Raw genomic sequence first — 25,558 nt, forward strand, 5'->3', positions numbered from 1 at the left:
GCTTGCGCCTTGTGTTATGAAGATTCCCGCGACCAGGAATCTTCGAAAATGGGCGCATACGCGCCCCGAAAACTAAAATACTACGGCGCAACAGGCAAAAAGCCGGTCGCGCCGCAGGTGACGTCTGTTGCTGCTCTTGTCGAATTAATCGATAAAGAGGGAAATAACCGAATCGCCCTTGATGATGCGCTTGAACGTCTCGGCCAGCAGCGGCGCGCACGTCAATTGACGGATCTTGCCGCAGGCCAGGGCCGCTTCGGACAGGGGGATCGTGTCGGTCACGACCAGCTCATCGAGTGGCGAGGCCGAAATACGGTCGATCGCCGGGCCCGACAGCACCGCGTGCGTGCAATACGCCACGACTTTTTTCGCGCCGCGCTCTTTGAGCACTTCGGCAGCCTTCGTCAGGGTGCCTGCCGTGTCGACCATGTCATCCATGATCACGCAGTTGCGGCCTTCGACTTCACCGATGATGTTCATCACTTCGGACACGTTCGCTTTTGGACGACGCTTGTCGATGATGGCCAAGTCGCAGCCCAGGCGTTTTGCCAGGGCGCGCGCACGTACCACACCGCCGACGTCCGGCGACACCACCAGCAAATCTTGGTAGTTTTTCTTTTGCAGGTCGCCCAGCAAAATTGGCGAAGCGTAGATGTTGTCGACTGGGATATCGAAGAAACCTTGAATCTGGTCAGCGTGCAAGTCCATGATCAGGACGCGCTCGACACCAGCTTCTTCCAGCATGTTCGCTACCACCTTGGCCGAAATTGCCACACGCGCGGAGCGTGGACGACGGTCTTGGCGGGCGTAGCCGAAGTAAGGAATCGCGGCGGTGATGCGGCCAGCGGAAGCACGTTTCAAGGCATCAACCATCAGCATGATTTCCATCAGGCTGTCGTTGGTTGGAGCACAGGTGGATTGCAAAACAAAAACATCCTTGCCGCGTACGTTTTCGTTAATCTCGACCATTACTTCGCCGTCGGAGAATTTCGAAACGTTTGCTTTACCGAGAGGGATGCCGAGGTTTTTTGCGACCCCCTCTGCCAACGCTGGATTCGCGTTGCCGGTAAAAACCATCAGGTTTTCGTAAGCCATGGGAGTCCCAAGAGGTGATATAGAAGTCTTGAAAAGCACTAACCGGGCATAGGCCCGGTCAGTCATTGTTTAGAATATGCCGCGTGGCGACATATCTGCTTTTTCCCGTACTGGACGCCAACTTCGCATCGACAGACTACGGTGAAATGGTGGCAGGGGAAGAAGGATTCGAACCTTCGCATGCTGGAATCAAAATCCAGTGCCTTAACCAGCTTGGCGATTCCCCTACGTTACTGACTGCTTGCCGTCATGTTGGCCAGTATTATACCGACTATTTGACGCTAAGCAAAATCTTTTTTTGCTCTTTACAACACCGTGAGCATCGGGTGGCGATTCAGCGCTTTTGCCTTCCAGGCGATCCAGACTGGTGGCACATTGCTGAGCACCGCATCCGCTTCTTCCTGACTGCCAAACGCACTAAACACACAAGCACCGGAACCAGTCATCCTGGCCTCACCGTAAGCACCCAGCCATTCTACCGCATCTGCTACCGGCTTGAAAAGACTGCATGCCACTTGCTGTAAATCATTCTTACCAAACCCGCCCGCATCGTTTCCTTCTGCGAGGTGCCTGGAAAAGTCCGCTATTGTGACGGGTTCGGTATTTCTCGTCAAGCCTTCCGCGCAAAAAATTGCGGCGGTAGGCACTTGCACGCCCGGCTCGATCACCACATACCAGCATTCGGGCGTGGCGACGGGCTGCAGGGCCTCGCCCACGCCTTCGGCAAAGGCGTTTTCGCCAAAGATGAAAAACGGGATATCGGCGCCCAGCGGCAAGCCCAGCGCCATCAATTCCTCGCGGCTCAAGCCCGCTTGCCACAGGCGGTTCAAGGCCATCAGGGCCGTGGCCGCGTCGGACGAACCGCCCCCCAGGCCGCCGCCCATGGGCAGCACCTTGTCGATGGCGATATCGACGCCGCGCGGCAAGGCGCCCGTGCGGCGCAGCACTTCCGCCTGCAGCAGTTTCGCGGCGCGGATGATCAGGTCCTGCTCTTCCGGCACGCCGGCCAGCGCCGTCACGCGGCGGATCAGCGTGTCGTCGCGCAGCGCGAAGTGCAAGGTGTCGCCATGGTCGAGCAACTGGAACACCGTCTGCAGCAGATGGTAGCCATCGGCGCGGCGGCCGTTAACGTGCAGAAATAAGTTCAGTTTGGCGGGAGCCGGGCAATGATTCAGGGTCGTCAATGTCATGGTGCAGGTGTGGATGGGGCGGCATCGAGCACGATGCGCAGCGAGACGGCATCGGCCTGCGCGCTGGTGGTGCGTTCGGCATCGATACGCCGCGGTTGGGGCAAGGCGCCCGGTGTATTCTCAGCAGCATCTTGCCACGACACGTAGCGCAAGCGCCAGCCGTCTTTGGTTGTCACGCTGTCATTGGCCGGTGACGCGACGAAGCGCTTGCCATCGGCGCCCACGGCATAACCTTGCAGCCAGTCGCGCAAGCCCGACACGGGCAGGGACCAGCCCAGCATCTGCGCGCTCAGGGTATCGACATCGGGCGCGCTGCGCGGCGCCTTGCCGCTTTGCGTCAACACGGCCTGCTGCGGCGTGACGGCGATCGTCGCCAGGGTGCTGCCGACGGGCGTATACAGGGTCACATCCGTGCGCGCGGCCGTCTGCAGCCAGTTGAAATTGACGGTGGCCGATTCGGGCTTGTCATCTTTCTGGTACACGACGTTCAGACGGCCCGTCAGCTCCACCTGTTCGCGGTAGGGCGCGACGGCTTCGCCCGATGGCGCGGCGCCGGATGAAAAGGGAGAAGTCAGGGTCGAGCAGGCCGAGAGGGCCAGGCACAGGACCGTCAGGGGCAGGAAATGTTTGGACATGGGTTTGGACATGGGCACAAGGAAAAACCAGCGCCATGGCGCTGGTTTCTCATAGTTGAGTTAATCGATTCAATCACAAACTGACATTCAAGCGCGCCAGGGTGCTTTTCAGCGCGTCGTTTTTCGGATCCTTGCCTTGCGCCTCGCGCCACAGCTTTTGCGCTTCGGCCTTGTCGCCCTTCTGCCACAGCACTTCGCCCAGGTGGACGGCGATTTCCGGGTCGCTGCGCACGGCATAGGCGCGGCGCAGCGCGCTTTCCGCGGCCGCCAGGTTGCCCATGCGGAACTGCACCCAGCCCATGCTGTCCATGATGAACGGGTCGCCCGGCGCCATCTGCAAGGCTTTTTCGATCAATGCATGGGCTTCCGGCAGGCGGATGCCCCGTTCGGCCAGCGAGTAACCGAGGGCGTTATACGCGTGCTGGTTGTCGGGCGCCAGCGCCATCACACGGCGCAGGCTCGCTTCCATCAGCTCGAGTTTATCCAGGCGCTCGGCCAGCAAGGCATAGTCGTACAGCAGTTCCGGATTATCGGGGAAGCGCAGCAAGGCATTTTCCAGCACCGTATAGGCGCTTTGCACGTAGCCGGCATCGCGCAGGAATTGCGCATCGACCAGCAGCACCTGCGCCTGGCTTGCCGGATCGTCCGTTTCGATTTCCGTCAGCGCCTTGCGCGCCGCATCGAGATTGCCGCCACGGGCGATCAGCTGGGCGCGGCGCAAACGCGCCTCGACATAACCGGCGGACGCGCTATTGTCGATCTTGTCCAGCCAGGCGATGGCGCCGGCCGTGTCGCCGCGCGTTTCGGCGATCTGCGACAGTATCATCAGGGCCTTGAACGGATCGCGCGCGTCGCCAGGGGATTTGTCGAGCACGGCCAGGAAGCGCTTGAAGTACTGCTCCGCGCCCTTGGTATCTTCCAGCTGCAACGCCACGATGCCGAGCGCATACAGGCCGCCCAGGTTGTCGGGCTGACTTTTCAGCAGCAGCAGGAATTGGTCGCGCGCCGGCTCCAGCTGTTTTTGCTCGACCAGCAGGCGCGCATACGCGCCGCGCACCTCGACAGCGTCCGGATTCTTTTGCAGGAAGGCGGCCAGCACCTTGCCTGCCGCCTCGGGCTCGCCCGTCACCTGCGCCAGGGTCAGCGCGGCCAGCTCGGAGTTCGGCTTGATCGCCAACGCCTTGTTCGCTTCGCCGATGGCGCGTTCACGCTCGCCGATCGACAAGGCGCCCTGCGCCAGCACCAAGTGGGCTTCGAACATGTCCAGGTAGGGCTGCACCAGGCGCGTCACCATCGAATAGGCATACAGCTTGTCATTCGAACGCGACAGGATCTGCTGCATCTGAAACAGGGCCACGCCGCGCGCGCCCGGCGGTGCATTGGCCAGGCGCTCGGCAAAAATCGGTTCCGCTTCTTCGATCTTGTCCGTCAAGACGACGAAGCCGAGGAAGAACTGGGTCGCCTCATCCGATTCGGGCGCCAGCTCGCGCCACAGGCGGATGGCCGCCAGCGCTTCGCCGCCCTGCTTGGCGGCCAGTGCCATTTCGGAGGCGCGGCGCGCCAGGCGCGGATCACGCGTCTGCTGCGCCGCCACCATCATCGTCACGTACGGCCCTTGCCACTGGCCGCTCTTGAATTCCATTTCAGCCTTGGTCAGCTTGTACAGCAAATCGCTGCTCAACTCGACCTTGGGCAGCTTCTCGCCCTTGGCGTCATCGTCGGACTCGGTACCGGCCGCTTGCGGCGCGGCGGCCGCAGCGGGGCTGGCCGCCCCATCGGCAGGGGCAACAGGCGTCTGTGCCATGGCATGCGTGGCCATCAGGGCGGACAAGGTTACAATGGCGAAAGCGTTTTTCAAAGGCTGATCCTGGCTAAACGGCAAAGTTTGATTCTACGCCCAACGCGGCTATCGCGTACTTCACGTATGTAACGAAATATATACGTCGTGGCGGCGTAGCGTGCCCGGGCCAGCCATCGGCCGGCGACCCGCCTGTTTTTTACCCGGTTTTCCACCATTCGAGTCCTATGCCAGAATTGCCAGAAGTCGAAGTCACACGGCGCGGTGTCGCGCCCCACATCGAAGGGCGCGCCGTGCGTGCCGTCGTGCTGCGCCGCGACGGCCTGCGCTGGCCCTTCCCCCCGGCCCTGGGCGAACAATTGTCGGGGCAAACCATCGGCCTGACGGGGCGGCGCGGCAAATACCTGCTGATCCACTTCCGCCACGGCACCCTGATCATCCACCTGGGCATGTCGGGCCATTTGCGCGTGCTGCCCACTGGGACGGAGGCGCAAAAGCACGATCATTTCGACCTCGTCGTGGAAGACGCGGACGGCAGCAGCCAGGTGCTGCGCATGACGGATCCGCGCCGCTTCGGCGCCGTGTTGTGGCACGACGAGGCCGACGGCCCGCTGGATGGCCACGCGCTGCTGCGCGGCCTGGGCACGGAACCGCTGGAAGGCGGCTTCACGGGCCAGCTGCTGTTCGAGAAAACGCGCAACAAGGGCACCAACATCAAGCAGGTGCTGATGGCGGGCGACATCGTCGTCGGCGTGGGCAATATCTATTGTTCCGAAAGCCTGTTCCGCGCGGGGATCAACCCGAAGACGCCAGCCCGGCGCATCGGCCTGGCCCGCTATGAGAAACTGGCGCAATCGATCCGCGACGTGCTGGCCGAAGCCATCGTGCAGGGCGGCAGCACCCTGCGCGACTTCATCGGCGTCAACGGCCAGTCCGGCTACTTCCAGCAGACGTATTTCACGTACAACCGCGCGGGCAAGCCATGCCGCGTGTGCGGCGCGCCGATACGGCAAATCGTGCAGGGACAGCGTTCCACGTTTTACTGCGTGAATTGCCAGAAATAGCCACACTCACAGAGGGAGCCAGATGGTCAGAGACTTGGAACAATACAGCGCATGGCGGCAGGACGTGCAGGCCGCCTTGCAGGCATACCGGCAAGCCGCCAGCGCGGCGGGCCTGGTCGACGGCGCCTCCGCGCTGCGCCTGGCGCGCTGTGGCTCCCGTCTGACTGACGACCGCCTGTCCGTCGCCTTCGTGGCGGAATTCTCGCGCGGAAAATCCGAGCTGATCAACGCCATCTTCTTTGCCGGCTATGGCCAGCGCATCCTGCCCTCGGGCGCGGGCCGCACCACCATGTGCCCCACCGAGCTGCTGTACGACGCGGCCTGGCCGCCATCGATCCGGCTGCTGCCCATCGAGACGCGCGCCCAGAACCTGTCGACCAGCGACTACCGCGACCTGCCCGCCGCCTGGACCGTCTTGCCCCTGAATATCGAGGCGGGCGGCGACATGCAGGAAGCCATCCGCCAGGTCAGCCTGACGAAAAAAGTCAGCGTGGAAGAAGCGGCGCGCTACGGCCTGTACGACGCCGACGATGCGGACGCGCCCTCGATGCTGGACGAGGACGGCCAGGTGGAAATCTCCATGTGGCGCCACGCCATCATCAACTTCCCCCATCCGCTGCTGAAACAGGGTCTGGTGATTCTCGACACGCCCGGCCTGAACGCCATCGGCACGGAACCGGAACTGACCCTGAACCTGATCCCGAATGCGCACGCGGTGCTGTTCATCCTGGCGGCCGACACGGGCGTCACGCGCAGCGATATCGAAGTTTGGCGCAACCATATCGGCGCCGGTGCGGGGCGCCTGGTAGTGCTCAACAAGATCGACAGCATGTGGGACGAATTGCGCGGCGATGCCGAGGTGGCGCAAGCCATCGAACGCCAGCAGGCCAGCGTGGCGCATCTGCTGACGCTGGATGCGGGCCAGGTGTTTCCCGTCTCGGCGCAAAAGGCCCTGGTAGGCAAGATCAACCACGATGCGGCGCTGCTGGAAAAGAGCCGCTTGCTGCCGCTGGAGACGGCCCTGTTCGAGGAGCTGATCCCCGCGCGCAAGGACATCATCCGGCGCCAGCTGGCGTTCGACCTGGACGCCATCGAGGCGGCGCAGCAGGTGCAGGCGGCGGCCCGCGCGCGCGGCATCGCCGAGCAGCTGCACGAGCTGCACAGCCTGCGCGGCAAGAACCAGAGCGTGATCGCACACATGATGCGGCGTATCGATATCGAGAAGAAGGAATTCGACAGCAGCCTGTTCAAGCTGCAAGCGACGCGCGCCGTGTTTACCCGCCTGTCGACGGAGCTGTACACGAGCCTGGGCATGGACATCGTGCGCGACGATATCGACGGCGTGCGCACGGCCATGCAGCGCAGCCGCTTTTTCACGGGCTTGCGCGAAGCCGTGCGCCAGTATTTCGAGCGCATCACCCAGAACCTGGACCGTTCGGAAGGCAAGACGGCCGAGATCACGGAAATGATGAACGTGATGTACCGAAAATTCGCCACCGAACATGGCCTGGCGCTGGCCTTGCCGATGCCGTTTTCGCTGGCCCGCTACCGCCAGGAGATCGCCGATATCGAAGCCGTGTATCACAAGCAGTTCGGCACGGCCACCTTGCTCACCACCAGCCGGGTCGTGCTGATGGAGAAATTCTTCGACACCATCGCCTCGCGCGTGCGCCGCAGTTTCACCAACGCCAACGACGACGCCAGCGCCTGGCTGAAAGTCATCATGGCGCCCCTCGAAGCGCAGATCGTCGAATACAAGGAGCAGCTGAAACTGCGCTTTGCCTCGATCCAGCGCATCCACGACGCCACGGGCAGCCTGGAACAGAAAATCGCCGGCTTCGAAGCCAGCCTGGCGGCGCTCGAACGCGACAAGGCGCAGCTGGCGCAATTGCTCGCTGCCTTGCGCACGGCCAGCGCCACATAAAACACGCAACAACACGCCACAAGATACTGGAACCCTGCATGAAACGTCTGCTGCATCCGCTCTCGCCCGCCACGGGCGTGGTCCCCATTGAAGATTATATCGACCCGACTTTTTCCGCCACCGTCATCGCCTGGCAAAAGCAGCATGGCCGCCATGCGCTGCCGTGGCAAAACACGCGCGACGCCTACCTGATCTGGCTGTCCGAAATCATGCTGCAGCAAACGCAGGTCACCGCGGTACTCGGCTACTATGCGCGCTTCCTCGAACGCTTCCCTACCCTGCGCGATCTGGCCAGCGCCCCGGTGGAAGACGTGATGGCGCAGTGGAGCGGCCTCGGTTACTACACGCGGGCGCGCAACCTGCACAAGTGCGCGCAGCGCGTGGTGGCCGAATACGACGGCGTCTTCCCCAGCGACCCGGCCTTGCTGGCCGACCTGCCCGGCATCGGCCGCTCGACGGCGGCCGCCATCTCCGCGTTCTCCAGCGGCACGCGCGCAGCCATCATGGACGGCAACGTCAAACGCGTCTTCGCGCGCACCTTCGGCATCGATGCCTATCCCGGCGAAAAACGGGTCGAGGAAGCCATGTGGTGCCGTGCCGAAGCGCTGCTGCCGGAGACAGGTATCGAAGCCTACACGCAGGGCCTGATGGACTTCGGCGCCACCCTGTGCACGCGCAGCAGCCCCGATTGCGGCCGCTGCCCGCTGCAGCCGCGCTGCGTGGCCTACGCTACGGGCCGCACCAAGGATCTGCCGGTGCGCAAACCGAAGAAAACCAGCCCGGAAAAACACGCCGTCATGCTGGTCATCATCGACGATGGCCGGGTGCTGCTGGAACAGCGTCCCGGTTCCGGCATCTGGGGCGGCTTGCTGTCGCTGCCGGAACTCGATGGCCACGTGCTGGCCGGCGAAGACTGTCCGCGCGACATCGATCAGGATGCGCTGACGCGCGCCGTGGCGCCGTTTGGCGCAATCGAAACGCAGGAACGGCTGCTGCCCATCGTACACGTGTTTACCCACTACAAACTGCACATCGTTCCCTGCCGCATCACCCTGGCGCGCCGCCTGGCGCTGGCCGGGGAAGCGACGCACGTCTGGTATGACGGCGCAAAAATTGCAGACGCGCCGCTGCCCGCGCCCATCAAGAAACTGCTGCTGGACCTGTTCGGCGATGCGCGTTCGGCGCAGCGCAGCATGTTCTAGTGCGGCGGTTTGTACTGCTCGCGCTGGCGGCGCTGTGTCTGCACGGCGCCCACGCGGCGAACGACCTGCCCGAGGTAAGAATTGGCGTACTGGCCTACAAGGGCGGCGACGCCGTGCAGCAGGACTGGTCGTACGTGACGCGCCACCTGCAAGCGAGCATTCCCGGCATCCGTTTCATCCTGGCCGACTACGACCAGGCGGGCCTGACGCGCGCCGTGCAGTCGCAATCGATCGCCTTTGCCATCACCAGCAGCGGCCATTACGTGGCACTCGAGCACAGCGATGGCGCCAGCCGTATCGCCACCCTGGAATCGCCATGGACGGAGTCGCCGCGCCAGGCCATCGGCTCGGCCATCGTCGTGCGCAGCGCGTCGCCACTGCATGACCTGGCCGACCTGGCGGGCAAGAACGTGATGGCCGTGGCGCCCGACGCCTTTGGCGGCTACCAGATCGCCGCGCGCGAACTACGCGAAGCGGGCATCGATCCCGCGCATGATTTTGCCAGCCTGCGCTATAGCGGTTTCCCGTCGCAGCAGATCATCGACGCCGTGCGTGCGGGGCGCATGGATGCGGGCATCGTGCGCACCTGCCTGCTCGAACAGATGGTCGCGCGCGGCGAAGTGCGCGCCGAGGAACTGCGCGTGATCACCACGCGCCCGATTCCCGGTTTTCGCTGTGCCAGCTCGTCGCGGCTGTATCCGGACTGGCCCTTCGTGGCCCTGCGCCAGACGCCGCCCGCGCTGGCAAAAAAAGTGGCGCAAGCCCTGCTGGCCATGCCGCGCACCGACGAAGGCTACAGCTGGACGGTACCCAGCGATTACCAAATCGTCGATGAGCTGTTCCGCGACCTGCGCATCGGTCCCTACGCCTACCTGGACAAGCTGACGTTCGAGACGGCGCTGCGCCGCTACTGGGGCTGGATGCTGCTGGTGCTGGCCCTGCTGGTGGCCTGGGCCGTGCACACGGTGCGCGTGGAATACCTGGTCAGCCGGCGCACGGAGCAACTACGCGCCGCCCAGCACCAGCAGCGCGCGCTGGAAGAGCAGGCGCGCCAGCGCCAGGCCACGCTAGACCACACGGCGCGCCTGGCGATTCTGGGCGAAATGGCCAGCGCCATCGCGCATGAATTGAACCAGCCGCTGGCCGCCATCGGCAATTTCGCGCGCGGCATGGCGCGCCGCATCACAGCGGGTCGGCTCGATGCGGCGCCCCTGCTCGACGGCGCGCAGGAAATCGCCACGCAAAGCGAACGCGCGGGCGCCATCATCCGTCACATTCGCGCGATGGCGCAAAAGCGTCCCGCGCACAGCACCGCCTTCGCCCTGGCCGACGCCGTGGAGCAAGCCGTGGCCCTGTTCCGCGCAGCCCATCCGCAAGCCAATATCAGCTGGTGCCACGAGGCGGTCAGCGCGGCACCGCGCGTGCTGGCCGACCCGCAGCAAGTGCAGCAGGTGCTGCTCAATTTACTGAAAAATGCGCTCGATGCGCAGCTGGAAAACGGCAATCCGCAGCACCCCATCGGCGTGCTGCTGCATCGTGAAAACGGCGCCTGCACGGTGGCCGTGCGCGACGCCGGCTGCGGCCTGGAAGCGGCGCAGATGGCGCGCCTGTTCGAACCCTTCTTTACCACCAAGGCCGAAGGCCTGGGTCTGGGCATGTCGCTCAGCAAAAGCATCATCGAATCGTTCGGCGGCAGCCTGTCGGCGCACGCCAACGCCGATGCACCGGGCTTGACGGTCTGGTTCCGCCTGCCCGAAGATACCGGCCTGGGAGCCAACAAGGAAACACCATGAATGAAAGCGATGCGATCATCTTTGTCGTCGACGACGACGCCGCCATGCGCCGCTCGCTGGCCTATCTGTTCGATTCGGCCGGCTGGAAGGTCGAGACGTTCGAGTCGGCGCGCGACTTCCTGCAGCGCTACGCTGGCCATGTGCCGGGCTGCCTGCTGCTCGACGTGCGCATGCCTTTGATGAGCGGACTGGAACTGCAACAGGAGTTGAACAACAGGACCGGGCACGCCATCTCCCTGCCCGTGATTTTCCTCAGCGGTCACGGCGACCTGGCCATGGCCGTGCAGACGATGAAGGCAGGCGCCTGCGATTTTTTGGAAAAGCCGTGCAAGGACCAGGTATTACTGGACGCCGTGTCGCGCGCCGTGGCCCGCAGTGTGGAAGAAAGCCGCAGCGCCGCCAGCGCGAATACGGCGCAATCGGCGCTGGCCAGGCTCACCGCGCGCGAGCGCGAAGTGGCGTTGCTGATGGCCGAAGGCAAAGCCTCGAAAGTCATCGCCCGCGAGCTGGGCATCAGCGACAAGACAGTGCAGGTGCACCGCCATAACACGATGGAAAAACTGGGCCTGCATTCAGCAGCCGAGGTAGCCCGGCTGCTAATGGCCGGCGGCGAAATCTAGAACACCCAACCCAACCTACTGCGCGTCGTGATTTGCGGCCTGCGATGCTCACTGTGCATTCGCACAGCTACGCTTCTCGACCGCACCTCCCTTCCGCTCGCTACGGTTTTGTTGAGCGTTCGTTAAGCCCGCACGATGCGCGCCGGCAGCCCCTGCCGCACCGACGTGCCCGAGACGGGATCGACAAACACGTTCTTGTCGCCGCGGCTCGGGTCCGTCAATCCCAGGTCATTCAGGTTGATGCCGGCGCCGATGGCCGGTTCATCTGGCTGGCGCAGCTTGCCGATACGGTGGGCGCGCGCACCGTGCTCCTTGTGGCCGAAACCGTGTTCGACGGCGATCACGCCCCGCTGCACGCCATGGCGCAGCATCACCGTGGCCATGGCCCTGCCTCCCGGCGTTTCCAGGTAAATGGCATCGCCATTTTCCAGCTTCAAGCGCGCCGCATCGTCGGGATGCACTGCGACCGGGTTGTCCGGATGGATGCCGCGCAAGCGCCGCGCACCGATGCTGTAGGAGTTCTGCAGCGCCGATTTAAAGCTGATCAACTCGAACGGCCACTCGCTGGCCGGATAGGTCTTGCGCACGGGCGTGCCATCGGCAAACGCCGCCACTCTCCAGGCGGGCGTGCCGGGGAAACGCTTGCCGCTCAAGCTGTTCTTGCTCACGCCCAGACCTTCGTTGTACAGCATCATCGGTTTCAGATAGCGGTGCGTGGACCAGTCCTGCGGATACGGCGTCTCGTCGATCACGGGTGCAGGCGCTGCCGGCGCCTTGGGATTCACCGGCGGCGGCAAACGCAGGCCGAACATCTCGCCATAGCTCTGATAGCGCCCTCCCCGCGCCAGCATGAAGGCCACCTTGCGCCACTCTTCCGGCTTCAAGGTGCGCTCCAGTTCGGGGCGGATGCGCGCCACGCCGGACAGTTCGATATCGTCGTCACTCGCGTCAAGCACTGCCGTCTTGCCCTGCCAGGCGATGTTGGCGCCGCCGCGCAGATACCAGTCTTCCGCGCGCTGCAAGGGGAAGCGCTGGCCATCCATGTCCTGCAAGGCTTCCGGGCCGAAGCCGGGCAAGGCCATCGTCTTTGCCAGCGCGATGAAGAACGATTCCATGCAGATGGTCTGGCCGTCCGGCGTCTTTTGCACGCGCGGCTCGACCACGGGCCAGCGCGCCGTGCTCATTTTGACAGGCATGCCGCCCCAGGCGCCGGCCCAGCCCCAGCTTTCATACAGCAAGGTGTCGGGCAGCAGGTAGTCGGCAAAGGCCGAGCTTTCATTGATGAAGGGGTCGATGGCGACGATCAGGGGAATCTTCTTCGGATCGGCCAGTTCTTTGCCGATCTGCGCGCGCAAGCCCGTGATGCCGTAGACGGGATTACAGCTCCACAGAATCAGCGCCTTCAGGGTGTACGGGTAGCCGTTCATGGCGCTGGTCAGCCACTCGGTGGCCAGCGCAGGCGCGTTCGGATACCACGGCGCCTTCGCCGGATACGCCTTGCCCGCTTCCTTCTTCAGCTTGAATTCCGAGGTTTTTTCATACGGCACATTGCGCCCGATCGGCATGCCGGCCGCCTTGATCTCGCCGTCGAAACTCTCGAGGTTGTAGCGCGGCCCAGGCCCCGCATCCTTGAAGCTGCCGCCGTTGACCAGGGTGCCGCCCTTGCGGTTCAAATTGCCGATCAGGGTATTGAGCATGACCAGCGCATACGCGTTATAGAAGCCCGCACCCGACATCATGCCGCCGTGCGCATTGACGGCGGCGCGCTTGCCATGGCTGGTGAGTTCCTGCGCCAGCCCTTCGATGATGTGGCGCCCTATGCCGCAGGCGGCCGCGTAATCATCCATGCTGTGGCGCTGCGCTTCCTCGTTGAGCATCGTCATGGCCGTCTTCAGGTGCAGCGGTGCGCCCGCCACATCCAGCGGGCCGTCGAAGAACAGGCGCGCCTCGCCCTTGGCGGCATTGTGCGGCACGATCGCTTGCGTGGCGGAGTCGATCACGCAAAAGGCGTCGCCATCCTTGTAGCGCTCTTCTTCCGACAACTCCACCGCGCCCATATCCGACGCGCGCAGGTAGCGGCCATCGCGCGGATGGCCCTTCTCGTTAATGATCAAATGCGTGGCATTGCACCAGGCGGCTTCGCCCGCCGCTTCCGCCACCTTCAGGTTCGGCTGCACGAGGAAGTTGCGGTCATAGCGTTCGTGCTCGATGATCCAGCGGATCATGCCCATGGCCAGCGCGCCATCCGTGCCCGGCTTGATCGGCACCCAGCGGCTGCGGTCGCCCGCGGCCAGGCTGTCCGCGTTCGTCAGCACGGGGTCGACGACGACGTAGCTGAATTCGCGCTTGCCCGACCTTGCTTTCGCGATCAGGGTGCCCTGGCGCTTGAACGGGTTGCCCGCATTGCCCGGCGCCGTGCCAACGAATATGCAAAATTCCGTATTTTCCAGGTCCACTTTCGCGTGCGGCATCTTCTTCATGTCGCCGAACATGGCACCCGAGCCGCTGCGGTAGGCGCCGCCGCAATACGAACCGTGGTTGACCAGGTTCAAACTGCCGTATGACTGCTTGAAAAAGCGCGTGCCGAACGCCAGACGGCCATCGTCGGTACTGCACATCAGGCCCACCTGGTTCACTTGCGGGCCCAGTTCCGGCTGCGTCGGATCGATCGGCTTTTCCAGCTCGCGCAAGGCGCGCAGCCCCTGCACGTGGCCTTCGCCAAACAGGTCGCCGCCTTCCGTCACTTCCTTCACCAACTGGTCGAAGGCGATCGGTTCCCACTGGCCGCCGCCGCGCGGTCCCACGCGCTTCATGGGCGCCAGCACGCGGAACGGCGACTCCATCTGTTCCAGCACGCCGTTGCCGCGGCCGCAAGCCGTCGAACGGCCCTTCAGCCCCTTTTCCTGGAAGCGCGACAGCGACACAAAGCTGTCGCGGATCGAGGTTTGATACGGCAGCGCCGGGTCGGCCGACAGGGGGCTGTAGGGATTGCCCGCCACGCGCAGCACCTTGCCGCTTTTTTTATCCAGGCGCACGCGCACGCCGCAAAACGTGGTGCAGCCCATGCACATGGTGTAGCTCACTTGCTGGTCGGGATTGACCGTCAGCTTGCCCGTGGCCGTATCGACGGAAAACTCGGGCGGCAGGGAATTGCCATGCAGTTTCTGCACGGGTTTATCCTTGCCCAGCGCATGGTCGACCATGCGGCCGGCCGTGGTGGAAAAGCTGGCGGCAAACGCGGCCAGGCCGCCGCCGATGGCGCCGTAGCGCAACAGCTTGCGGCGTTTTTCGTTTTCGTCGTCAGGGACGTCGTTGTCTGCGTTGTTGTGTATTTGATCGTTCATTTTTGACTCCTCAGTGCGTGGCCATGACGGGACGGCTGCGACCAGCGACGACGCGTCCCGCCCATGGCAAAAATTCCAGCATCAGCAACAGTAGCGCGATCCACAGGCCGGCCGTGCCAATAATGCCCAGCAAGCCATCGTTCCCCATCGGCAGGTGGTAGTCGTACAGGCCTGCGCCCGTCTTCGGAATCGTCTGGCCGCCGATAAAAATCGTCCAGCGCATCATCCAGGCGCTATGCAGCGCGATCAGGCCATTGGCCAGGCCACTCGTGGCCGGACGCCAGATGGCCAGCGCCATCGGCACGATGGCCGACAGCACGGCCCAAACGGCCGTGAACTGCCATTGCGGCATGCCCGCCACCTGCGTAAAGGCCATGCTGTGGCTGGCGCTTACGCCGGAAAGACTGACGAACAGCCAGCCGCCGCCCAGTGCCAGCACCAGCGCCAGCGACAGGGCCAGCGCGCGGTTCAGCGATACTTCCAGCGCCTGGTCGCGGCCCGGCAGGAAGCGGTTGAACAGCAGCGCCAGGCCCACGGCCCCAACAAAGGCCGTGGCGGCAAATTGCGCCGGCAGGAAAGGCGTGAACCACAGAGGACGGGCACGCACCACCATCACTTCCATGCCCGTGTACAGACCCACGACGAAGGCGGCGAGCAAGGTGAAGGCGGCGGCGACGCGAATGGCCCGCAAGGAAGCGGCGCCGCCGCGCCCCAGCAAGCGGTAGGCGAAGGCCAGGCGGTCCTGGCCCTGTCCCCGTGTGGCGAAGTCCACGCGCAGCGCCAGCCACGCGTACAGCATCAAACAGCCCAGATACAGGGGGATGAAGAACGAGCCCCACGACATCCACGACTGCGGCTGGAAGTAAATATAGAAATGGTAGAAGCGGCCCGGCCCGTGCAAATCGGCCAGCAGCGCCACGGGCGCCGTCATGCCGCAGACGAGGGATGCCAGCAGCGCGATGCGTCCCAGGCGTTCATACGCCTTGCGGCCAAAGACGAAGTACGGCAGCGTCAGCATGAAACTGCCATAACTGAGGCCGATGAGGAAAAAATACTGCACCGCCCACGGCAGCCATGCCGCTTCGCGCGTGACGTTGAGAATTTCGGTGATGTGGCTGTCCATGGTTTATTTCCCGTGTTTGCTCGGTTGCCAAAGAGTCGCTTCGCCCTCGACGTGGCCGGCGAAGCGCGTGTCCAGTCCCAGGTAAAACACGTGGGGCTGGGTGCCCTGCTCGGGTTTCAGCACCTTCACCTTGTTCTCGGTCAGCAGCTGGTGCACCACGCTGTCCGGGTCATTCAGGTCGCCGAAGATACGCGCGCCGCCCACGCAGGTTTCCACGCAGGCAGGCAGCAAGCCTTCATCGACCCGGTGCGCGCAGAACGTGCATTTGTCGGCCTTGCCCGTTTCGTGGTTAATGAAGCGCGCGTCATACGGGCAGGCTTGCACGCAGTAGGCGCAGCCCACGCAGCGGTCGCCATCGACGACGACGACGCCATCCTTGCGCTGGAACGTGGCGCCGACGGGACAGACGGGAATGCAGGGGGGATTGGCGCAGTGGTTGCACAGGCGCGGCAGCATGTAGGTGCCGCAGCGGTTCTCTTCCTTGACTTCATAGGTCGAGACGACGGTGCGGAAGCTGTTTTCCGGCACGGCGTTTTCCATGATGCAGGAGACCGTGCAAGCCTGGCAGCCGATGCATTTCTGCACATCGACCACCATCGCCCAACGCTGGCCGCCTTCGCCCTTGGTGGCCGCCTTGCCTGGCAGCGGCGCGATGGCCGCCCCGATGGTTACGGCTGGCAAGGCGCGCAAGAAACTGCGGCGCGATTCAATCATGACACTCTCCTTGACTATGGGCGGCAAGCCCTTGTTGACTTGCTGCCATGATAGAAAAGAAGGCGCTACGGGGGTATTGGGATGATCGGGTGGGGACCTAGATGATCATGCCAATTGACAGAGGAGAGGAATGGGGGTAATGCGCTTACAACTCGTCGAGCGAATACAGCCTGCGGTGCTCACGAATCGCGTAGCGGTCCGTCATGCCGGCGATGTAGTCGGCGATCTTGCGCGCCTGCTGCGTGACGTCGCCATCCCTGAGTTGATAGTCGGGCGGCAGCAGGGCCGGTTCGGCCATGAAGCTGTCGTACAGTTCGCGCACGATGCGGCTCGCCTTCACGCGCATGCGGTTGACCTGGTAGTGGCGGTACAGGTTCGCGCGCAGGAACCGCTTGAGCTCCGTCGCATCCTTGCGCATGGCGTCCGAAAAACGGATCAGCGGGGGACTGGCGCGCACTTCGCTGACGTCGCGCGGAGCGGCGTCCGCAATCAGGGAAGTCGACGTGACGATCAGATCGTCGGCCAGGGCCGTGATCAGGCGGCGCAGGGTTTCGTAGATGGCGCGCCGGCCCGACAGGCCGGGAAACGCCTGCTGCACGTCGCGCCACAGGCGGCCGAAGAATTCCACCTCTTCCAGCTGGGCGATGGTAATCAGGCCGGAACGCAGGCCGTCGTCGATATCGTGGCTGTTGTAGGCGATTTCATCGGCCAGGTTGGTCAGCTGCGCTTCCAGGGTCGGTTGCGTGCGATCGATGAAGCGCTGGGCCACAGGGCCCAGTTCGCGCGCATGCGCCAGCGAGCAGTGTTTCAGGATGCCTTCTCGCGTCTCGAACATCAGGTTCAAGCCATCGAAGGCGCCGTAGTGCTCTTCCAACGTGTCGACCACGCGCAGGCTTTGCAGGTTGTGCTCGAAGCCGCCGTGCGCCTGCATGCATTCGTTGAGCACGTCCTGGCCCACGTGGCCGAACGGCGTGTGGCCCAGGTCATGCGCGAGCGCAATGGCTTCCACCAGGTCTTCGTTCAGGCGCAGGTTGCGCGCGATGGAGCGGCCCACCTGCGCCACTTCCAGGCTGTGCGTCAGGCGGGTGCGGAACAAATCTCCCTCGTGATTGAGGAACACCTGGGTCTTGTACTCGAGGCGGCGGAAGGCAGAGGAATGGATGATGCGGTCGCGGTCGCGCTGGAACTGGCTGCGCGAGGCGTGCGGCGCCTCGGCAAAGCGACGTCCCTGCCCCTGTGCCGAATGGGCCGCGTACGGAGCAAGGAAGTCTTCGGGCAGCATGTTATTGCACTCCGGCGGCCAGGGTAGCCAGCACCAGTTCGTGCGGCGCGGACGTGATGTTCGGGCTGCCCAAGGGTTGCAACAGGATGAACTTGATGGCGCCGCCCTCGTTCTTCTTGTCCACTTCCATCAGTTCCAGCCAGCGCTCGACACCGAGGTCCGGCGCCTTCACCGGCAGGCCGGCGGCGGCCACCAGCGCGCGCACGCGCTCCACGGCCGCCTGGTCGATATAGCCCATGCGGCACGACAGGTCGGCCGCCATCACCATGCCGCAGCCGACGGCTTCGCCGTGCAGCCAGTGGCCGTAGCCGAGGCCCGCCTCGATGGCGTGGCCGAAGGTGTGGCCGAAATTCAGGATGGCGCGCAAGCCGCCTTCGCGCTCGTCCTGGCGCACCACGTCGGCCTTGATCTCGCACGAGCGGGCAATCGCGTAAGCCAGCGCACCCTTGTCGCGCGCCATCAGCTTGGCCATGTTCGCCTCGATCCAGTCGAAGAATGCCGCATCGATGATGGCGCCATGCTTGATCACTTCGGCCAAGCCGGCCGACAGCTCGCGCGCCGGCAGGGTTTCCAGGGTCGAGGTGTCGGCGATCACGGCGCGCGGCTGGTAGAAGGCGCCGATCATGTTCTTGCCCAGCGGGTGGTTGATGCCCGTCTTGCCGCCGACGGAGGAATCGACCTGCGCCAGCAGGGTGGTGGGCACCTGCACGAAGCCGATGCCGCGCATGTAGCTGGCGGCCGCATAGCCGGTCAGGTCGCCGATCACGCCGCCGCCCAGCGCCACCAGGGTGGTCTTGCGGTCGCACTTGTTGGCCAGCAGCGCGTCGAAGATCTGCATCAGGCTGGCCCAGTTTTTATATTCTTCGCCGTCCGGCAGGACGATGCTGATCACCTCGCGGCCATCGCTGGCCAGCGCCGCCTGCAGGCGGCCCAGGTACAGGGGGGCGACGGTGGTATTGGTGACGATGGCCACCTTGTGGCCGCTGATATGGCGCAGCAGCGCGTCGGCGTCGGCCAGCAGGCCGGGACCGATGGCGATCGGATAACTGCGTTCGTCGAGGTCTACGCTCAACAACATTTTAGATTGCTCGTTCATCGAAGGCTCTGCATGAATGACGCAGTTGGGCGAGGCCTCGCATTCGAGGCTGGCCAGCTGCATCAGGATGGTCTGAACCATCGATTGTACGTTAGGACGGCCCGTGTCGATCACAATGTCGGCCACTTCCATGTAATGGGGCTCGCGCTGGGACGTCAATTCTTCCAGCTTGCGGCGCGGGTCGGCCGTCTGCAGCAGCGGGCGGTTCTTGTCATGGCTGGTGCGCGCGAGGATGTTGCTGACGCTGGCGCGCAGGTACACGACCGTGCCCCGTTCCTTCAGGTAGGCGCGGCTGTCGGCGTTGAGGATGGCCCCGCCGCCGGTGGCCATGACGATGCCTTCCTGGGCGCTCAGGTCACGGATCACCTCGGCCTCGCGCCGGCGAAAGCTGGCCTCGCCCTCGATTTCAAAGATCCACGGGATGGTCGCTCCCGTGCGTGCCTCGATTTCGTGGTCGGAATCGACAAAGCGCAAGCCCAGCTTGCGGGCCAAAATGCGCCCGATCGTGGTTTTGCCTGCGCCCATGAGGCCGACAAGAAAGATATTACTGTTGGAAATTTCGGACACTTTTTATATCAATCAGAAAATAAGCAGGCACCGCCTCTACGGCGCCCGTTTCCCCTTACGTCAAGGACAGGAGAATGTCAGTCTAAACGGGTAACTGGTGGCGTTACCCAGCGGCGTCGTCACTGTTACATTAAACGTGCTGACCACATTCGCTACACAATTTGTCGGCGTCAGGCTGTTAATTGTAACGGCATGCCGGCCTCCCTGGTTACCTTGAATGTTGCCTCCGGTACGGTCATCCACGCCAAGCGTGTTGTGCGGATAGATATTTTGTATGCTGTCCGGAGTGATGGATCCAACGCCATTGATCATATTCGTGATCGCGACCGTGGTCCCGGAAGGCATGGGGTTTTGATGCAAATCGCTGAATCTCAAGCTGAATTGACGCACTGCAGCGGCTGAAACGCTCCCAAGATCATAGGTGCTGCGATCCAGGCTGACCTGGGCCGACTGATCGAACAGCGTGACATTTTCGGGACGGCTGCCGCTCAGGAAGATGGCGATCTTCGCGAACAACGTCTTGCTGCCGTCCGAAGTGCTGGCGCAGATGGTGGCAAGACCAGGCCACAGGCTGTCGGCCGTGCCGCCATTGCTGACATCATTGCAGGGCGTGACAGGTGGATTGGTGGCCACACGCGGGTTCTGGCTGCGGAAGTCGACCGAGCAGCCGCCGTTCATGGTGGTGCAGCCGCCCATGCTGGACGAGCCGATGGCGCCCAAATTGCTCTGAAATGCCACCGGCGTGCCGTCAGGAACAGGGTTGCCCGCTTGGTCTGCCAGCAAGATAGTGACGGTCGTGGCAGGGGTGCCTACGGGGCTGTCATACGACCAGCCTTCCACGCTGGACTTGACGGAGCTGAGCGAAAACGCCGTTTGCACAGGCAAACCCGTCGTTACCAGGATGGAATCGGACAAGGTGGAAATGCCAGAGGCCAGGCTGGCCTTGACGCGGAAGGTGGTCGGGGTGGTGCCGGAACTCACGGTGGTGATGACGTCACCATTGGCATCCGTGGTGTCTTTCACTTTATTGAGCGTCATGCCAGGGCCGTTCAACAACGAAAACGTCACTTCCTGGCCGACCAGCGGTTTGTTGAAAGTATCGAATACGCGGAAAGTGAGCGTAGCCATTTCCGTGCGCGCTATGCCGCCCTGCCCTTGAATCACGATCGATTTGCCTACCGGGCTGACGCTGGAAAATTGTACCGATGCCGGCGCGACGCGGCCGATCGGCAGCGTCGCGTGATACATGGAAGCGCTGCCCGCCACTGTGGCATTGACCATATCGTAGTCATTGCAACCCAGGTCGCGGAAAACAGCTGTGGCCTTGCCATTGACGACAGGCACGCCACTGGTCACGCTAGCCTTGCCGGCCTGCACGCAAGTCGAACTGAAATTTACCGTCTGGCCTGATCCCGTGTACAGGCTGCTGCCAGCCATGACATCAACAGTGACGTTGGTGGTGCCATAGGCCGGGATGCTGGCGGGCGAAAACCGCATGTTCTCCGCACTCAGGTCGGTGGCTCCCAGCACATAATTGATCTGGCTGCTGGCAACGGCACCATTGGCCGTCGTGGTCGCCCGCAACGTGGCGGCGCCGCTGGCCGACAGACTGAAAGGACGCAGCGTTACGCTGGCCGTACCTGTCGCATCGGTCAGTGCCGTCCCTACCGATGGTGACATCACTGCCATGGTATTGTCAGTCGAGAATGCCACCAACACGTCGCTGATCGGTTTTCCGTTCAAATCGGTCACCAACGCCTTGGCCGTCAGCGGCGCGGCGCTCGACAGCGCGTTACTGGCGCTGCCGCCGTTAAGCAGCGATAGCGTCATTTTGGCGCCCGATGCCTGGGCCGCCTTGATGTCATAGCTCGCCTCGCCGCTTACCGTGGCGGTGCCTGCCGCGACAGTGGCCGTCAGCTTGCCCGCACCGGTAACCGTCGCATTCAAGGCCGAGACGGTGATGCTGGCATAGCCCTTGGCGTCGGTCAACGCCGTGCCGTTGGTTGACGACAACGATACCAGCGTGGCATCGGCTGAAAACGTGACCACGGCATTGCTGACAGGAACGCCATTTTTATCGTTGACGAGCGCCTTGGCTGTCAGCGGCGCCGTGCTGCTCAATGCATTGCTGGGCTGGCCAGCGGCGTTCAACAGGCTTACCGTGACCGTCGCGGCCACGCCGCCCGTCGTGCCGCCACTGCTGCCGCCATCGATGGTCGGATCGCCGCCACCGCCGCCACAGGCGGCCAGCAAGGCGCCCAGCGCCAGCAAGACCAGCCAATTCGATACCCGACTCCAATAAGTGTTGCTCCAAGATACATTCCGCATAGTCGCCATCAGTCCGCTTTCGTTTGCATTGTTACTTAAACGTAAAGATGTGACATTAACGTGTTGCTGGCCGATCTGCCACTATTTTCGGCGTAATAAACACCATCAGTTCGGTTTTTTCTTGACTGCGGCCCGTGCTGCGGAAAAAAACACCAAGTACGGGGATGTCGCCCAGCAGCGGCACCTTGCTGTCCGTGCCCCGCTCGGATTGCTGATAAATGCCGCCCAGCACCACCGTGCCGCCATCTTCCACCATCACTTGCGTGCGCACGTGCTTGGTGTCGATGGCGAAGCCGGAGCGGGTTTCCTGGCCCACGCTATCCTTGTTGACGTCCACTTCCAGCACCACGTTGCCGTCCGGCGTGATCTGCGGCGTCACTTCCAGGCGCAGATTCGCCTTGCGGAAGGTGATCGACGTGGCGCCGCTGCTGGTGGCCACCTGGTACGGCAACTCGATGCCCTGCTCGATCAGCGCCAGCACCTTGTCGGCCGTCACCACGCGGGGGCTGGAAATGATCTTGCCCCGGCCGTCCGCTTCCAGTGCGGACAATTCCAGATTCAGAAAACGGTTGGCAGCCGCCGAAAACAGGCTCAGGGCGAAACTGGCCGGCTGCAAGCCATTGATGCTGGCGGCCGGCAAGTTGACAAATTGCGTGTTCGGCACGAAGGCGCCGGCGCCGGCCACCGTTTGCCCCGTCGCCTCGCCCACGCCCTGGTAACTGCCGCCGATGGCCGCGCGGCGCCCGCTGCCGCCCAGGGAAAAACCGGGCACCTGGCCTGCCGCCAGGCGCTGGTCCGTAAAACCCAGGCGCGCGCCCAGGTTGCGGCTGAAACTGTCATTCGCCTCGACGATGCGCGCCTCAATCATCACCTGCCGCGTGGCAATATCTGTCTTGGCGATCAGTTGACGGATCTGCTCCAGGCGCGCCGGCACGTCGGTGACGAACAGCTGATTCGTGCGCGGCTCGATCAGCACGCTGCCACGGCGCGACAGCAGGCGGCTGCGCCCTTCTCCCGCGTCCAGGGCGAACACCGTGCGGAACGCTTCGGCCTTCTGGTAATTGAGCTGGAAGATGGCTGACTGCAAGGGTTCCAGTTCCGCGATCTGCGCGCGCGTTTCGAGCTCCAGCTTTTCGCGCGCCAGCATTTCCTCACGCGGCGCGATCCACAGCACGTTGCCATTGCGCCGCATGTCCAGCCCTTTCGCCTGCAGCAGCACGTCGAGCGCCTGGTCCCACGGCAAGTTGCGCAGGCGCAGGGTCACGTTGCCCGCCACGCTATCGCTGGCGACGATATTTTGCCCCGACGCATCGGCCAGGATGTGCAGGGCCGCGCGCACGCCCACGTTCTGGAAGTCGACGGAGATTTTCTCGCCGACATATAAACGCGGCGCCGACACGTGCACCACGGCTTCCTGGGCGAGGCTGCTGGCATGCAGACACAGCATGGCGGCCAGCAGCACGCGGCGCGGCCTCATGGCGCCGCCTCGGGCAGGCTGGCCTTCGCAGCCGCCCCCGCCGCCTGCAAGGCCAGGCTGCCGCGCCGCTCGCGCCAGGGGCCATCCGCCTCGCGCAGCAGTTCACGGTACTGCAGCGCCTGTTCACTGATATCCGTCACCACGCCGTGGTCTTGCCCCAGATACTGGCCCACCGTCACCCGGTACACGCGCTGGCCCGCCAGCAGCAGCGCGCTCAGGCGCCCGTCCTGTTGCACGCTGCCGACCATGCTGATGGCCGGCAAGGCCACGCTTTCCAGCGGTTCGCGCACGCGCCGCGGGTCCGGCCCCGCCACGGCGCCCCGCTGCCCCGACGCGCCGGCCGGCGGCAAGGCGCCAAAAGGATCGGCCAGGGCGGCGGCCGCGTACGGCTGTGGCGCGACAGCGGCAAGCGGACGCCATGCGGCAACGGATGCGCCCGCCTTGGGCGCCAAGGCGGCTTGTGCTGCCCGCTCCGCCGCTGCGGGCAAGCGATACGCGTGCAGCACGGCATCGAGGGTCAGCAAGCGATCCTTGCCGAGGGTCAAGGCCAGCCCATGCACCGTGACGATGCGCGGCAAGCGTGCCAGGTCCGCCAGCAGCGCGCCCATGGCGTGGTAGCCGCCGCGCAACTGTATGGCGATCGGCAAGGCGACATACGGCGCTTGCGGCTGGGCCGCACCGGGCTTGAACAGGGAAAATTGCAACCCGCGCGACTGCCCTGCGGCATTGATCTGCGTCAACAGCAGCGCCATCGCCTGCTGGTCGGGTAGTTGCTGTTCCAGCAAGGCCAGCTCGGCGCCGGCCTGGCGTTGCTGTGCGCGCCAATGCGGCAACTGCTGCGCCCTGGCTTGCGCCGACTGATAAGCGGCGCGCAAGCGGACCTCCTCGCCTTGCCCCGCCTGCATGGCCGTAAACAGTCCATCCAGCCACGCAAGGTGCAGCAGGGCCGCCGCCAGCGTCGCGGCCAGGGCGGCGCAAGCGAGGCGCGCGGATAGCGGCCACAGCGACGCGATCTTCAAGCTCAGCATGATCAACCTCCAGGACTAGGGTGCCAAAGCCAGCCGTACCGTCCATTCCACGGCGCCATCGGCCGCGCCGCGCACTTCCACCAATTCCGGCCGGGACCAGGGCGCCGCCTGTTCTAGCCCCAGCAGCAATGCCGCGACCTTGTCCTGCGATGCAGCCTGCCCCTGCAAGCGCACCATCGCTGTTTCCTGGCGCACACTGTGCAAGGCCACGCCAGCCGGCATCGCCCGCGCCAGCGCGTCCAGCATGCGCACCCAGGCATTGCGTTGCTGTTGCAAACTGCCCATGGCTTGCTGGCGCAGCAGCAGCGCCGCCGTCTCGCCCTGCACCCGCTGACCCGCGACAAGCACGGCATCGACTTGCTGCATAGCACTGCGCCAACCCTCCTGGCGGCGCAGTTGCGCGTCGAGCTGGTACCGCAGCCAGGCGCCCGTCGCCAGGGCCAACAACAGTCCCAGCAGCGCCCCGCCCGCCAGTTGCCACAGCAGCAACTGAATACGCCTGCGCCGTGCCGCGGGGCGATACGGCAACAGGTTGATGCGCTGCACTTGCGCCCGGACCGTCATCGGGCGTACCTGTGCAGGGCCAGGCCCCAGGCCAGCTGGTAGGCCACGCCACCGTCGGGCAGGGCTTGCCAACCACCCTGCGCGAGCGCCGCCTGCATGGCCATTGCCTCGCTATCCATGACGACGGCCTGCAAGCCCGCCGCCGTGGCCGCATCGAGACGGCGCTGTACGCTGGCGCGCCGCGCCGCCACCAGCAGCACGTCGACCTCCTTGCCTGTTGCGCCAGCCAGCGGCGGCGCGGGGCCGAGTATGAAAAAATCCAGGCTGGCGTCTTCCAGCGCAAACGGCATGTATTGGGCCGCTTCCAGTTCCACGAGGATTTCCAGCTGTTCCTCCGGCAATCCGGCGGGCAGGCGGATCGCATGCGTGATCAGGGCCGTGGCCGGCATGGCCAGCGCCACCCGCGTGCAGGCGCTGCCACTGTCGCGGTGGGCCTGGCGCAAGGCATCGGCCAGGCCCTCCGTGTCCTCGACATTGCCTTCCAGTATCACGCCGGGCGTGAGCGCGGCGGCGCCGCAATGCCGGCACGACAGTCTTCCCCGCCGGCGCCTCAACTCGACCACGCGCACGGCATCGTCCGCGATGTCGACGCCCAGCAAGCCGATGCCAAGAAAATTGCTGATGGACATGTTTTTCATAGAGAAACGTCAGCGTGGAAGAGGTTCCTGCCATCCGACAGCCTAGTCCCGGCGGCGCCGGCTTGTAAATGGATTT

18 protein-coding genes, 1 tRNA gene and 1 pseudogene are annotated in these 25,558 nt (G+C 64.1%); 5 read left to right on the plus strand and 15 right to left on the minus strand.

All coding sequences use genetic code 11. The features are described 5' to 3' along the window. Positions 1-144: 144 nt before the first annotated feature. The 5 genes from OX460_RS18125 to OX460_RS18145 all read right to left on the minus strand — a co-directional run bounded on the left by OX460_RS18125 (position 145) and on the right by OX460_RS18145 (position 4,778). Entirely contained in the window at positions 145-1,095 is a 951-nt protein-coding gene (locus tag OX460_RS18125) for a ribose-phosphate pyrophosphokinase (RefSeq protein WP_034753270.1), read from the minus strand. 150 nt (positions 1,096-1,245) lie between these two features. Continuing rightward, positions 1,246-1,322, minus strand: a tRNA-Gln gene (locus OX460_RS18130). Positions 1,323-1,400: 78 nt separating this feature from the next. Continuing rightward, positions 1,401-2,285 (minus strand): 4-(cytidine 5'-diphospho)-2-C-methyl-D-erythritol kinase, encoded by an 885-nt coding sequence (ispE, locus tag OX460_RS18135; RefSeq protein ID WP_289899510.1) that lies wholly within the window; start codon positions 2,283-2,285, stop codon positions 1,401-1,403. Beyond that, on the minus strand, positions 2,282-2,920 hold the full coding sequence (locus OX460_RS18140; RefSeq protein ID WP_289899511.1) for an outer membrane lipoprotein LolB: 639 nt from the start codon (positions 2,918-2,920) through the stop codon (positions 2,282-2,284). Before OX460_RS18140 ends, ispE begins: the two co-directional genes overlap by 4 nt. Before the next feature lie 73 nt (positions 2,921-2,993). Further along, on the minus strand, positions 2,994-4,778 hold the full coding sequence (locus OX460_RS18145) for a tetratricopeptide repeat protein (RefSeq protein ID WP_289899512.1): 1,785 nt from the start codon (positions 4,776-4,778) through the stop codon (positions 2,994-2,996). Between the two features lie 167 nt (positions 4,779-4,945). On the opposite strand from OX460_RS18145, the gene mutM reads away from it, so the two are divergent. Genes mutM through OX460_RS18170 form a run of 5 tightly spaced genes read left to right on the plus strand, consistent with a single transcriptional unit; the run spans position 4,946 to position 11,321 of the window. Continuing rightward, positions 4,946-5,782, plus strand: coding sequence for a bifunctional DNA-formamidopyrimidine glycosylase/DNA-(apurinic or apyrimidinic site) lyase (mutM, locus tag OX460_RS18150; RefSeq protein WP_099665715.1), 837 nt, complete (start codon positions 4,946-4,948; stop codon positions 5,780-5,782). A gap of 22 nt (positions 5,783-5,804) precedes the next feature. Further along, a complete protein-coding gene (locus OX460_RS18155) occupies positions 5,805-7,706 on the plus strand; it encodes a dynamin family protein (RefSeq protein ID WP_289899513.1) in 1,902 nt (633 codons plus the stop codon). Between the two features lie 38 nt (positions 7,707-7,744). Beyond that, positions 7,745-8,908, plus strand: a complete 1,164-nt coding sequence (mutY, locus tag OX460_RS18160; RefSeq protein WP_289899514.1) for an A/G-specific adenine glycosylase — start codon at positions 7,745-7,747, stop codon at positions 8,906-8,908. Continuing rightward, positions 8,908-10,701: a sensor histidine kinase gene (locus OX460_RS18165; RefSeq protein ID WP_289899515.1), complete on the plus strand. Its 1,794-nt coding sequence runs from the start codon at positions 8,908-8,910 to the stop codon at positions 10,699-10,701. Before mutY ends, OX460_RS18165 begins: the two co-directional genes overlap by 1 nt. Continuing rightward, positions 10,698-11,321 (plus strand): response regulator, encoded by a 624-nt coding sequence (locus tag OX460_RS18170; protein ID WP_099665719.1) that lies wholly within the window; start codon positions 10,698-10,700, stop codon positions 11,319-11,321. Before OX460_RS18165 ends, OX460_RS18170 begins: the two co-directional genes overlap by 4 nt. A gap of 122 nt (positions 11,322-11,443) precedes the next feature. Here the strand turns inward: OX460_RS18170 and OX460_RS18175 are convergent, their stop codons facing one another. From OX460_RS18175 to pilM, 10 genes and pseudogenes are all read right to left on the minus strand, one after another. Beyond that, positions 11,444-14,665: a molybdopterin dinucleotide binding domain-containing protein gene (locus OX460_RS18175; RefSeq protein WP_289899516.1), complete on the minus strand. Its 3,222-nt coding sequence runs from the start codon at positions 14,663-14,665 to the stop codon at positions 11,444-11,446. 10 nt (positions 14,666-14,675) lie between these two features. Then, positions 14,676-15,788, minus strand: a complete 1,113-nt coding sequence (gene nrfD / locus OX460_RS18180; RefSeq protein WP_289899517.1) for an NrfD/PsrC family molybdoenzyme membrane anchor subunit — start codon at positions 15,786-15,788, stop codon at positions 14,676-14,678. Positions 15,789-15,791: 3 nt separating this feature from the next. Further along, entirely contained in the window at positions 15,792-16,502 is a 711-nt protein-coding gene (gene dsrO, locus OX460_RS18185; protein ID WP_077398882.1) for a sulfate reduction electron transfer complex DsrMKJOP subunit DsrO, read from the minus strand. Between the two features lie 145 nt (positions 16,503-16,647). Beyond that, the gene (locus OX460_RS18190; RefSeq protein WP_251349381.1) at positions 16,648-17,784 is read right to left on the minus strand and encodes a deoxyguanosinetriphosphate triphosphohydrolase; all 1,137 of its coding nucleotides are present in this window, start codon (positions 17,782-17,784) and stop codon (positions 16,648-16,650) included. Position 17,785: 1 nt separating this feature from the next. Further along, positions 17,786-19,447 (minus strand): bifunctional shikimate kinase/3-dehydroquinate synthase AroKB, encoded by a 1,662-nt coding sequence (aroKB, locus tag OX460_RS18195; protein ID WP_289899518.1) that lies wholly within the window; start codon positions 19,445-19,447, stop codon positions 17,786-17,788. Positions 19,448-19,507: 60 nt separating this feature from the next. Continuing rightward, positions 19,508-21,718, minus strand: a complete 2,211-nt coding sequence (locus tag OX460_RS18200; protein ID WP_289899519.1) for a hypothetical protein — start codon at positions 21,716-21,718, stop codon at positions 19,508-19,510. A 112-nt stretch (positions 21,719-21,830) separates the two neighbouring features. After that, a pseudogene (locus OX460_RS18205) lies at positions 21,831-23,162 on the minus strand (type IV pilus secretin PilQ family protein); the annotation flags it as partial. A gap of 86 nt (positions 23,163-23,248) precedes the next feature. Continuing rightward, positions 23,249-24,280, minus strand: coding sequence for a pilus assembly protein PilP (locus tag OX460_RS18210; protein ID WP_289899520.1), 1,032 nt, complete (start codon positions 24,278-24,280; stop codon positions 23,249-23,251). A 15-nt stretch (positions 24,281-24,295) separates the two neighbouring features. Further along, positions 24,296-24,844, minus strand: a complete 549-nt coding sequence (locus tag OX460_RS18215; RefSeq protein ID WP_289899521.1) for a PilN domain-containing protein — start codon at positions 24,842-24,844, stop codon at positions 24,296-24,298. Continuing rightward, complete coding sequence (gene pilM, locus OX460_RS18220) at positions 24,841-25,473, minus strand: pilus assembly protein PilM (RefSeq protein WP_180278642.1); 633 nt, start codon at positions 25,471-25,473, stop codon at positions 24,841-24,843. The genes OX460_RS18215 and pilM overlap by 4 nt, the downstream gene beginning before the upstream one ends. Positions 25,474-25,558: the final 85 nt, after the last annotated feature.

It is taken from the genome of Janthinobacterium sp. SUN033 (genome assembly GCF_030397595.1).
GTDB lineage: Bacteria > Pseudomonadota > Gammaproteobacteria > Burkholderiales > Burkholderiaceae_D > Janthinobacterium > Janthinobacterium kumbetense.

Excerpts from the sequence above, each read along its gene's own strand:
- OX460_RS18190 (WP_251349381.1), bottom strand. The coding sequence starts at position 17,784 with ATGCTGCCCGAAGACTTCCTTGCTCCGTACGCGGCCCATTCGGCACAG.
- dsrO (WP_077398882.1), bottom strand. The coding sequence starts at position 16,502 with ATGATTGAATCGCGCCGCAGTTTCTTGCGCGCCTTGCCAGCCGTAACC.
- OX460_RS18210 (WP_289899520.1), bottom strand. The coding sequence starts at position 24,280 with ATGCTGAGCTTGAAGATCGCGTCGCTGTGGCCGCTATCCGCGCGCCTC.
- OX460_RS18140 (WP_289899511.1), bottom strand. The coding sequence starts at position 2,920 with ATGTCCAAACATTTCCTGCCCCTGACGGTCCTGTGCCTGGCCCTCTCG.
- OX460_RS18175 (WP_289899516.1), bottom strand. The coding sequence starts at position 14,665 with ATGAACGATCAAATACACAACAACGCAGACAACGACGTCCCTGACGAC.
- mutM (WP_099665715.1), top strand. The coding sequence starts at position 4,946 with ATGCCAGAATTGCCAGAAGTCGAAGTCACACGGCGCGGTGTCGCGCCC.
- pilM (WP_180278642.1), bottom strand. The coding sequence starts at position 25,473 with ATGTCCATCAGCAATTTTCTTGGCATCGGCTTGCTGGGCGTCGACATC.
- ispE (WP_289899510.1), bottom strand. The coding sequence starts at position 2,285 with ATGACATTGACGACCCTGAATCATTGCCCGGCTCCCGCCAAACTGAAC.
- OX460_RS18125 (WP_034753270.1), bottom strand. The coding sequence starts at position 1,095 with ATGGCTTACGAAAACCTGATGGTTTTTACCGGCAACGCGAATCCAGCG.
- OX460_RS18155 (WP_289899513.1), top strand. The coding sequence starts at position 5,805 with ATGGTCAGAGACTTGGAACAATACAGCGCATGGCGGCAGGACGTGCAG.
- OX460_RS18215 (WP_289899521.1), bottom strand. The coding sequence starts at position 24,844 with ATGACGGTCCGGGCGCAAGTGCAGCGCATCAACCTGTTGCCGTATCGC.
- OX460_RS18170 (WP_099665719.1), top strand. The coding sequence starts at position 10,698 with ATGAATGAAAGCGATGCGATCATCTTTGTCGTCGACGACGACGCCGCC.
- nrfD (WP_289899517.1), bottom strand. The coding sequence starts at position 15,788 with ATGGACAGCCACATCACCGAAATTCTCAACGTCACGCGCGAAGCGGCA.
- mutY (WP_289899514.1), top strand. The coding sequence starts at position 7,745 with ATGAAACGTCTGCTGCATCCGCTCTCGCCCGCCACGGGCGTGGTCCCC.